10 protein-coding genes are annotated in these 9,426 nt (G+C 59.0%); 7 read left to right on the forward strand and 3 right to left on the reverse strand.

Annotation, left to right across the window (positions count from 1 at the left end):
* Positions 1-92 precede the first annotated feature (92 nt).
* The 5 genes from ACRESJ_RS16105 to ACRESJ_RS16125 all read left to right on the forward strand — a co-directional run bounded on the left by ACRESJ_RS16105 (position 93) and on the right by ACRESJ_RS16125 (position 5,881).
* Entirely contained in the window at positions 93-470 is a 378-nt protein-coding gene (locus ACRESJ_RS16105) for a gamma-butyrobetaine hydroxylase-like domain-containing protein (protein ID WP_431758786.1), read from the forward strand.
* A 257-nt stretch (positions 471-727) separates the two neighbouring features.
* On the forward strand, positions 728-2,407 hold the full coding sequence (phaC, locus tag ACRESJ_RS16110) for a class II poly(R)-hydroxyalkanoic acid synthase (protein WP_431758787.1): 1,680 nt from the start codon (positions 728-730) through the stop codon (positions 2,405-2,407).
* 150 nt (positions 2,408-2,557) lie between these two features.
* Positions 2,558-3,412, forward strand: coding sequence for a poly(3-hydroxyalkanoate) depolymerase (phaZ, locus tag ACRESJ_RS16115; protein ID WP_431758788.1), 855 nt, complete (start codon positions 2,558-2,560; stop codon positions 3,410-3,412).
* A 114-nt stretch (positions 3,413-3,526) separates the two neighbouring features.
* Positions 3,527-5,209: a class II poly(R)-hydroxyalkanoic acid synthase gene (phaC, locus tag ACRESJ_RS16120; RefSeq protein WP_431758789.1), complete on the forward strand. Its 1,683-nt coding sequence runs from the start codon at positions 3,527-3,529 to the stop codon at positions 5,207-5,209.
* Positions 5,210-5,260: 51 nt separating this feature from the next.
* Positions 5,261-5,881: a TetR/AcrR family transcriptional regulator gene (locus ACRESJ_RS16125; protein WP_431758790.1), complete on the forward strand. Its 621-nt coding sequence runs from the start codon at positions 5,261-5,263 to the stop codon at positions 5,879-5,881.
* Between the two features lie 176 nt (positions 5,882-6,057).
* On the opposite strand, the gene ACRESJ_RS16130 is transcribed toward ACRESJ_RS16125, so the two are convergent.
* The 3 genes from ACRESJ_RS16130 to ACRESJ_RS16140 all read right to left on the reverse strand — a co-directional run bounded on the left by ACRESJ_RS16130 (position 6,058) and on the right by ACRESJ_RS16140 (position 7,847).
* Positions 6,058-6,900, reverse strand: a complete 843-nt coding sequence (locus tag ACRESJ_RS16130; RefSeq protein WP_431758791.1) for a phasin family protein — start codon at positions 6,898-6,900, stop codon at positions 6,058-6,060.
* 10 nt (positions 6,901-6,910) lie between these two features.
* Positions 6,911-7,333, reverse strand: a complete 423-nt coding sequence (locus ACRESJ_RS16135) for a phasin family protein (RefSeq protein WP_431758792.1) — start codon at positions 7,331-7,333, stop codon at positions 6,911-6,913.
* Between the two features lie 238 nt (positions 7,334-7,571).
* Positions 7,572-7,847, reverse strand: coding sequence for a polyhydroxyalkanoic acid system family protein (locus ACRESJ_RS16140; protein ID WP_431758793.1), 276 nt, complete (start codon positions 7,845-7,847; stop codon positions 7,572-7,574).
* A gap of 154 nt (positions 7,848-8,001) precedes the next feature.
* Between ACRESJ_RS16140 and ubiE the strand changes: the two genes are divergently transcribed.
* Both ubiE and ACRESJ_RS16150 read left to right on the forward strand, forming a co-directional pair.
* Entirely contained in the window at positions 8,002-8,772 is a 771-nt protein-coding gene (gene ubiE / locus ACRESJ_RS16145) for a bifunctional demethylmenaquinone methyltransferase/2-methoxy-6-polyprenyl-1,4-benzoquinol methylase UbiE (protein WP_007989286.1), read from the forward strand.
* A complete protein-coding gene (locus ACRESJ_RS16150; protein WP_431758794.1) occupies positions 8,772-9,395 on the forward strand; it encodes a ubiquinone biosynthesis accessory factor UbiJ in 624 nt (207 codons plus the stop codon). Before ubiE ends, ACRESJ_RS16150 begins: the two co-directional genes overlap by 1 nt.
* Positions 9,396-9,426: the final 31 nt, after the last annotated feature.

A 9,426-nucleotide genomic window follows, 5' to 3' on the forward strand; every position in this document is an offset into this window, starting at 1 on the left:
GGCTGCGATCTTTTGATTTTTACAAGCAAGATCAAGAGATCGCAGCCTGCGGCAGCTCCTACAGTTCGTTCCACATAGACGGACGACCTGACATGACCCTTATCCCCACCGACATCAAACTGCACAAAGCCTCGAAAACCCTGACGCTCAAATACGCGTCCGGCGAGGAATACACCCTGCCCGCCGAGTTCCTGCGCGTGCACTCTCCCTCCGCCGAGGTCCAGGGCCACGGCAAACCCATCCTGCAATTTGGCAAGATCAACGTCGGCCTGACCAAGCTGGAGCCGGCCGGTCAGTACGCACTGAAATTGACCTTCGACGACGGCCACGACAGTGGTTTGTTCACTTGGGAATATCTGTACGAACTGGGGCGACGTTATGACGCACTCTGGGAAGACTATCTTGCCGAGCTCAAAGCCGCCGGAAAGACCCGAGACCCGAACGAGTCTGTCGTCAAGCTGATGCTCTAGCCCGAGCCTCTTGCTCTTTAGAGGGCATTTTCTAATTTCATCTGTTTGAATGCTCCGCTTCCGGGCCGATTATTGGCCTGCTTGCGAAAAAAATTAAACTCGGGTAACCAATGGAGCTGGCAAGTTCCCTGCAGTGCTCTCTGCGAACAAAAGCAGTGATGCAGCATTAACGGTCACCCGAGCAGTAGTACCTGGCATTGGCTGTGTGACTACACAGCAGGCCCCGGTACTCGTCTCAGGACATTGGAGCGTCGTAGATGAGTAAACAGAATAACGATGACTTGAAGTATCAGGCCTCGGAAAACACTCTGGGTCTGAATCCTGTCGTTGGGCTGCGTGGAAAGGATCTACTGGCTTCTGCTCGAATGGTGCTCAGACAGGCCATCAAACAACCTGTGCATAGCGCCAGGCATGTCGCGCATTTCGGCCTCGAACTCAAGAACGTGCTGTTCGGTAAATCCGAGCTGCAACCGAACAGCGATGACCGTCGCTTCGCGGATCCGGCCTGGAGCCAGAACCCGCTCTACAAACGCTATCTGCAAACTTACCTGGCGTGGCGCAAGGAACTCCACGACTGGATCGACGACAGCAAACTGTCGTCCAAGGACGTCGCCCGTGGGCACTTCGTGATCAACCTGATGACCGAAGCCTTCGCCCCGACCAACACCGCGGCCAACCCGGCGGCGGTCAAACGCTTCTTCGAAACCGGCGGCAAAAGCCTGCTCGATGGGCTCTCGCATCTGGCCAAGGACATGGTGCACAACGGCGGCATGCCGAGCCAGGTCAACATGGGCGCCTTCGAAGTCGGCAAGACCCTGGGCGTGACCGAAGGCGCCGTGGTGTTCCGCAACGATGTACTGGAGCTGATCCAGTACAAGCCGACTACCGAGCAGGTTCACGAGCGTCCTTTGCTTGTGGTACCGCCGCAAATCAACAAGTTCTATGTATTCGACCTGAGCCCTGAAAAGAGCCTGGCGCGGTTCTGCCTGCGCAGCAACGTGCAGACCTTTATCGTCAGCTGGCGCAACCCGACCAAGGAACAGCGCGAGTGGGGCCTGTCGACCTACATCGAGGCGCTCAAGGAAGCGGTGGACGTGGTCACGGCCATCACCGGCAGCAAAGACGTGAACATGCTCGGTGCCTGCTCCGGCGGCATTACCTGCACCGCCCTGCTGGGTCACTACGCCGCGATCGGTGAGAACAAGGTCAACGCCCTGACCCTGCTGGTAAGCGTGCTGGACACCACCCTGGACAGCGACGTCGCCCTGTTCGTCGACGAGCAGACCCTCGAAACCGCCAAGCGTCATTCCTACCAGGCTGGCGTACTGGAAGGCCGCGACATGGCGAAAGTCTTCGCCTGGATGCGCCCCAACGACCTGATCTGGAACTACTGGGTCAACAACTACCTGCTGGGCAACGAACCGCCGGTGTTCGACATCCTGTTCTGGAACAACGACACCACACGGTTGCCTGCAGCGTTCCATGGCGACCTGATCGAGATGTTCAAAAGCAACCCACTGATCCGCCCGAATGCACTGGAAGTGTGCGGTACCGCCATCGACTTGAAGCAAGTGAAGGCCGACATCTTTGCCCTGGCCGGCACCACCGACCACATCACCCCGTGGAAGTCCTGCTACAAGTCGGCGCATCTGTTCGGTGGCAATGTCGAGTTCGTGCTGTCCAGCAGTGGACATATCCAGAGCATCCTGAACCCGCCGGGCAATCCGAAATCCCGTTACATGACCAACAGCGAAGTGGCGGACACTGCCGAAGAATGGCAAGAGAACTCCACCAAGCACACCGACTCCTGGTGGCTGCACTGGCAAGCCTGGCAAGCCGAGCGTTCCGGCGCACTGAAAAAGGCGCCTTTGAAGTTGGGCAACAAGGCGTATCCGGCAGGCGAAGCAGCGCCGGGTACTTATGTGCATGAGCGGTAACTGACACACCTCGCCCTCCTGTGGGAGCGGGCTTGCTCGCGAAAGCGATTGATCATTCAACATTGATGTCGTTTGAATTGACGCATTCGCGAGCGAGCCCGCTCCCACAGGGGACGGGGATGAATTTGAGTGACCCACAAGGCCAGAAGCATGCTGCAACCGTTCATATTCCGTACCATCGAACTGGATGGCCAGACCCTCCGCACGGCGGTACGCCCCGGCAAGCCTCACTTGACGCCCTTGCTGATTTTCAACGGCATCGGCGCCAACCTTGAGCTGGTGTTTCCGTTCGTCGCCGCATTGGACCCGGACCTGGAAGTCATCGCTTTCGACGTTCCCGGTGTCGGCGGTTCGTCGACGCCGAACCGGCCCTATCGCTTTCCGGGCCTGGCCAAACTCACGGCGCGGATGCTCGACTATCTCGATTATGGGCAGGTCAATGTGATCGGCGTGTCCTGGGGCGGCGCGCTGGCCCAACAGTTCGCCTTCGACTATCCGGAACGCTGCAAGAAACTGGTGCTGGCGGCCACGGCAGCGGGCACGGTGATGGTGCCGGGCAAGCCGAAAGTGCTGTGGATGATGGCCAGCCCAAGACGCTACATCCAGCCGTCACACGTGATCCGCATTGCACCGATGATCTACGGCGGCGCTTTCCGTCGCGACCCGACACTGGCTGCAAGCCATGCGGCGAAAGTGCGTTCGGCGGGCAAGCTCGGTTACTACTGGCAACTGTTCGCCGGCCTCGGCTGGACCAGCATTCACTGGCTGCACAAGATCCACCAGCCGACCCTGGTACTGGCTGGCGATGACGATCCGCTGATCCCGCTGGTCAACATGCGCCTGCTGGCCTGGCGGATTCCCAATGCCCAGTTGCACATCATCGATGACGGACACCTGTTCCTGATTACCCGGGCCGAAGCGGTGGCACCGATCATCATGAAGTTCCTCCAGGAGGAACGTCAGCGCGCCAGGATGCATCCCCATCCGGCGCCATTGGGCGGCTAAACCCGTCCGTTGTTGGCCGGCAGGACGCCGCGCCGCGCAACAACCCGTTACAGCGTCTATGGTGTTCTGGTTCGGTGTATTTGTTTTGGCCTGAAGACGAAGGAGTGTGGACTGATGCGTGACAAACCAGCGAGGGACTCTTTGCCCACTCCCGCCGCGTTCATCAACGCACAGAGTGCGATTACCGGCCTGCGTGGTCGGGACTTGATTTCGACCCTGCGCAGCGTTGCCGTCCATGGGTTACGCAATCCGGTGCACACCGCTCGGCACGCCTTGAAACTGGGTGGCCAATTGGGCCGCGTGTTGCTCGGCGACACCCTGCACCCCACCAACCCGCAGGACAGTCGTTTCGCCGACCCGGCGTGGGCTCTGAACCCGTTTTATCGTCGCAGCCTGCAGGCCTACCTGAGCTGGCAGAAGCAGGTCAAAAGCTGGATCGACGAAAGCAGCATGACCCCGGATGACCGTGCCCGCGCGCACTTCGCGTTCGTGCTGCTCAACGATGCCGTATCGCCGTCCAACACCCTGCTCAATCCGCTGGCGATCAAGGAAATCTTCAACTCCGGCGGTAATAGCCTGGTGCGCGGAGTCGGCCATCTGGTAGACGATTTGCTGCACAACGACGGCCTGCCCAGGCAGGTCACCAAGCAGGCGTTCGAGGTTGGCAAGACTGTAGCCACCACTACCGGCGCGGTGGTGTTTCGCAACGAACTGCTGGAGTTGATCCAGTACAAGCCCATGAGCGAAAAGCAGTACTCGAAACCGTTGCTGGTGGTGCCGCCGCAGATCAACAAGTACTACATATTCGATCTCAGCCCTCACAACAGCTTCGTCCAGTATGCCCTCAAGAATGGCCTGCAAACCTTTGTGATCAGCTGGCGCAATCCTGATGTGCGCCATCGCGAATGGGGCCTGTCGAGTTACGTTGAAGCCGCGGAAGAGGCCATGAATGTTTGCCGGGCGATTACCGGCGCACGGGAGGTCAACCTGATGGGCGCCTGCGCCGGCGGATTGACCATTGCCGCGCTGCAAGGGCACCTGCAAGCCAAGCGACAACTGCGGCGCGTTTCCAGCGCGACCTACCTGGTGAGCCTGCTTGACAGCCAGCTGGACTCGCCAGCGACCCTTTTCGCTGACGAACAGACCCTGGAAGCCGCCAAGCGCCGCTCCTATCAGAAAGGCGTGCTGGATGGCCGGGACATGGCCAAGGTCTTCGCCTGGATGCGCCCCAATGATTTGATCTGGAGCTACTTCGTCAACAACTACTTGCTGGGCAAGGAACCGCCAGCCTTCGACATCCTGTACTGGAACAACGACTGCACACGCCTTCCCGCGGCCCTGCATGGCGACTTGTTGGACTTCTTCAAGCACAACCCATTGGGTCATCCGGGCGGCCTGGAAGTGTGCGGCACACCGATTGACCTGCAAAAAGTCACCGTCGACAGCTTCAGCGTCGCCGGGATAAACGACCACATCACACCATGGGATGCGGTGTATCGCTCGACCCTGCTGCTGGGTGGCGATCGGCGCTTCGTGCTGTCCAACAGCGGCCATGTGCAGAGCATCCTCAATCCGCCGAGCAACCCGAAAGCCAACTACGTCGAAGGCGCGAAAATGAGCAGCGATCCACGGGCCTGGTACTACGATGCCAAGCAGGTCGACGGCAGTTGGTGGACACAATGGCTGAGCTGGATTCAGGAACGCTCGGGCGCACAGAAAGAAACAAACATGACACTTGGCAACCCGAAATATCCACCGATGGAGGCGGCGCCCGGTACTTACGTGCGCGTGCGCTGACGTTCACCGACCCACGGTCGCCGTCGGCCGTGGCATGACTAAGAAGACTGGATGAAAACCCGCGACCGCATCCTCGAATGTGCCCTGCAGTTGTTCAATCAGAAGGGCGAACCGAACGTATCCACCATGGAAGTTGCCAATGAAATGGGTATCAGCCCAGGCAATCTCTACTACCACTTCCACGGCAAGGAGCCCTTGATTCTCGGGCTGTTCGAACGCTTTCAGGCCGAAATGGCACCTTTGCTGGACCCACCGGCCGATGTAGAACTGGCACCGGAAGATTACTGGCTGTTCCTGCACCTGATCGTCGAACGCCTGGCCCACTACCGATTCCTGTTCCAGGACCTGTCGAACCTCGCCGGACGCTTGCCAAAACTGGCCAAGGGTATTCGCAATCTGCTCAATGGGCTCAAGCGAACGCTGGCCTCGTTGCTGGCGAGATTGAAGGCTCAGGGGCAACTGGTCAGCGACACCCAGGCGCTGGGGCAACTGGTGGAGCAAATCACCCTGACGCTGCTGTTCTCACTGGACTATCAGCGGATTATCGATCGCGAAGGTGAAGTGCGACTGGTGGTTTACCAGATCATGATGCTGGTGGCGCCGCACTTGTTGCCGCCGATCAAGATCGCGACCGAGCAGATGGCATTGCAGTACCTCAAAGCACACGAATAGCCCCCTGTAGGAGCAGCCGGTCGACGCTCGATTGCTCGCGAAAAGCGCTAACGATGACGCGAGCATCCTGAATGATCGCGGCGCCTACAGATTTTTCGCGAGCAAGCTCGCTCCTACATGCACAAACAAAAACGCCCGACCTTCGCAGGCCGGGCGTTTTTTTGAGCCCTGAGAAATCAGGACTGACTGGTTGGCGTCGATGCAGCTGGCGCGACAGTCGGGGTGACAGCAGGTGTTGGCGCGGCAGCGGAGTTCGATGCGCTGACCGGGGCTGCTGCCGGAGTAGCCGGCTTGGCTTCTGCCACCGCCGGTTTTGCAGCGGCGGCTTTTGGAGCAGCCGGCTTTTTCACTGCTGGCTTCTTCGCGGCAGCAGGTTTTGCCGCTGGCTTGGCTGCAGCAGGTTTCGCTGCGGCGGTTTTTGCCGCTGGTTTAGCAGCTGGCTTGGCGGCTGCTTTCGCGGCGACCGGCTTGGCTGCTGGCTTGGCAGCAGCAGGTTTCGCCGCAGCAGTTTTTGCAGCTGGCTTGGCAGCAGGCTTGGCCGCAGTTTTTGCAGCTGGCTTGGCAGCAGGCTTGGCCGCTGCGGTTTTCGCCGCAACAGGGGCAACCTTGGCGCCGGTCAGTTTTTCGATTTGCTTGGTCAGGGTTTCAACCTTGGCGTGCAACGCCTTGACCTCATTGCGGCTAGGCACGCCCAGGCGCGAAATGGCGCTGTTCAGGCGCTTGTCGAAAGCCCCTTCCAGCTCATCCCACTTGCCCAGCGCCTTATCTTTAACGCCGCTGATGCGCGACTTGGCCGAAGAAGCGGAATCCTTGGCGCTGTCCTTGGCAGTGTCGACTTTCTTGCCGATTGCCTTTTCGGCTTTCTCGCCGTCTTTTACCAATGCATCGAAGATTTTGCTGCCGTCAGCGTCGATCTTCGAGTACACGCCCAAACCAGCCAGCCAGATTTTGCGGGAGTAGTCTTCGACTTTCCCGATCCACGAGCTGCCTTCTTTTTCGGTGTTCTTTTTAACAGCCATCCCGTTCTCCTTAAGATTTACGCGCGACGCGTTCGAGCAGTGCCGTCAACTCATCGAGCTTGACAGAGAGTGTCTCCACGTCATGTTTAGACGGAATGCCGATACGATTCAAGGCACTTGCAACACGCGAGTCGAACGCTTTCTCGACCTTGTCGAGTTGAACTTCGACGCGACCCTTGAAAGTGCTCACTTCACCCTTGGCTTCAGCGATCTCGGAGTTCGCCGCTTCGAGTTTTTCAGCGACTACCTTTTTGCCTTTCGTTTCAACAGCTTGACCTGCTTTGATCAGCTCTTGAAAGTACTCGCTGCCTTCCTGGCCAACCTTGGCGTAGGCACCCAGGCCTGCCAGCCAGATCTTGCGGGCATAGGATTTGACGTCGCCAAGAGCAGTCGTCGACGCGTCGATTTTTTTCTTCAAAATAACTTTAGCCATGGTCCACCTCACGCGCAGTAGGTTTGAGGAACTGCCCGCGAAAGTGTCGGGCTCTGGCACAAAGTAGGGAGAAAAATTAGAAACGGCACCCTAACAACTGACATGAACCTCTGGCCTCGCCACAAGGCAAATGTGGGAGCTAGCCTGCTAGCGATGGCGGTTTGTCAGCCGACATTGATGTCGAAGGATGAATCGCTATCGCTAGCAGGCTAGCTCCCACAGGAGTAGTGACTAGAAATCAGACGAGGGCTTTATCCAGCGCCTTCTCGATCTCGGCTTTGATCATGCCGCTCATGGCCGACATCATCAGGCCCAACTCCACGTCGACCCGGATCGAATCGTCGGCCACGTGCACCGCACCTTTCACGCCCGAGCGCTTGAGGTTCAGGGTATCCCCTGACCATTGCGGCTGCAGGCCATACTGGTCGGAAAGTTTCTGCGCCAGCTTGTTGGCTTTCTCGCGCGCCGCTTCCTTGCCCAGGCTGTGGGCGCGCTCAACACTGATATGGGCCATTGAATGACTCCTGAATTATGATTGCTTGCTGGTAAATCTTGACCGCCGCTGCGGCAAAACGTCCCGAGGGTGATCCATCTTACCTTCAGCCTTGCCAAGACAAAGCATGCCTTGGGGATTAGAATGTCGCGCATTCTCTCTTGGTGACAGCGATATGACTGATCAGCGCAAAGGCAGCGATGCCGAACCCACCACTCACTTCGGCTTCAAAAACGTTCCGGAAAGCCAGAAAGCGGAAAAAGTCGCTGAAGTTTTCCACTCGGTAGCTGCCAAATACGACCTGATGAACGACCTCCTGTCGGGCGGCATGCACCGTCTGTGGAAGCGTTTCGCGATCGAACTGTCCGGCGTACGCACGGGCAACCGCGTGCTCGACATCGCTGGCGGCACCGGCGACCTGACCCGCAAATTCTCACACCTCGTTGGCCCGACCGGCCAGGTGGTGTTGGCAGACATCAACGAGTCCATGCTCAAGGTCGGTCGCGATCGCCTGCTGGATCTGGGTGTGGCCGGCAACGTCGAATTCGTCCAGGCCGATGCGGAAAAGCTGCCGTTCCCGGACAACCATTTCGACTGCGTGACCATCGCCTTCGGCCTGCGCAACGTCACGCACAAGGAAGACGCCCTGCGCTCCATGTTGCGCGTGCTCAAGCCAGGTGGACGCCTGCTGGTGCTGGAGTTCTCCAAGCCGACCAACGCGCTGATGTCCAAGGCCTACGACGCCTACTCGTTCGCCTTCATGCCGCTGATGGGCAAGCTGATCACCAACGACTCGGAAAGCTATCGCTACCTGGCCGAATCGATTCGCATGCACCCGAATCAGGAAACCCTGAAGTCGATGATGGTCGAGGCCGGTTTCGACCGCGTGACCTATCACAACATGACCGCAGGCATCGTCGCCTTGCATCGCGGCATCAAGCCCTGATGCTGCTCGCCGGCCTGCTCGCCAGCGTTGAACTCGGCCTGAACCGGGTGCTGCGTCTCGACAGCACGGCGCTGCCACGGCTCGCGCATTTGAGCGGCAAGGTGATTGCCGTCGACTGCCGCAGCCCGGCACTGCAAATGTTCATCCTGCCCAGCGATGAAGGCCTGATGCTCGCCACCCAGTGGGAAACCGGCGCCGACTGCACCTTGCGTGCACCGGCCTCGAGCCTGTTGAAACTGGCGATGAGCAAGGACAAGACCTCGGTATTGCATGCCCCTGAAGTCGAGCTCGACGGAGACAGCGGCGTGCTGCTGGAGCTGGCGGCCATCCTTCAGGATCTTGAGCTGGACTGGGAGTACGAACTCTCGCGCTGGCTCGGCCCGGTCGCCACGCACCTGGTTGGCGGTCACCTGCGCAGCCGTGCCCGCTGGTACCAACAAGGATTTGCCAGCCTCAACCAGAACCTCGCCGAATACCTGGCCGAAGAATCGCGCACCCTCGTCGGTCATCGCGAAGCCGAAGCCCGATTCAGTGAACTGGACCAGATCAAGCTCGATCTGGAACGTCTCGAGGCGCGTTTCGAGCGCCTTTCCCGATCCCTCGACCCAAGCGATAACGCATGAAGCTGCTTGCCGTCCGCCGTCTGTTGCGCAT

Source organism: Pseudomonas sp., assembly GCF_050739655.1.
Lineage (GTDB): Bacteria > Pseudomonadota > Gammaproteobacteria > Pseudomonadales > Pseudomonadaceae > Aquipseudomonas.

Coding starts and splice junctions, on each gene's coding strand:
- ACRESJ_RS16135 (WP_431758792.1), bottom strand. CDS start 7,333: ATGGCTAAAGTTATTTTGAAGAAAAAAATCGACGCGTCGACGACTGCT.
- phaC (WP_431758789.1), top strand. CDS start 3,527: ATGCGTGACAAACCAGCGAGGGACTCTTTGCCCACTCCCGCCGCGTTC.
- ACRESJ_RS16125 (WP_431758790.1), top strand. CDS start 5,261: ATGAAAACCCGCGACCGCATCCTCGAATGTGCCCTGCAGTTGTTCAAT.
- ubiE (WP_007989286.1), top strand. CDS start 8,002: ATGACTGATCAGCGCAAAGGCAGCGATGCCGAACCCACCACTCACTTC.
- ACRESJ_RS16150 (WP_431758794.1), top strand. CDS start 8,772: ATGCTGCTCGCCGGCCTGCTCGCCAGCGTTGAACTCGGCCTGAACCGG.
- ACRESJ_RS16105 (WP_431758786.1), top strand. CDS start 93: ATGACCCTTATCCCCACCGACATCAAACTGCACAAAGCCTCGAAAACC.
- phaZ (WP_431758788.1), top strand. CDS start 2,558: ATGCTGCAACCGTTCATATTCCGTACCATCGAACTGGATGGCCAGACC.
- ACRESJ_RS16140 (WP_431758793.1), bottom strand. CDS start 7,847: ATGGCCCATATCAGTGTTGAGCGCGCCCACAGCCTGGGCAAGGAAGCG.
- ACRESJ_RS16130 (WP_431758791.1), bottom strand. CDS start 6,900: ATGGCTGTTAAAAAGAACACCGAAAAAGAAGGCAGCTCGTGGATCGGG.
- phaC (WP_431758787.1), top strand. CDS start 728: ATGAGTAAACAGAATAACGATGACTTGAAGTATCAGGCCTCGGAAAAC.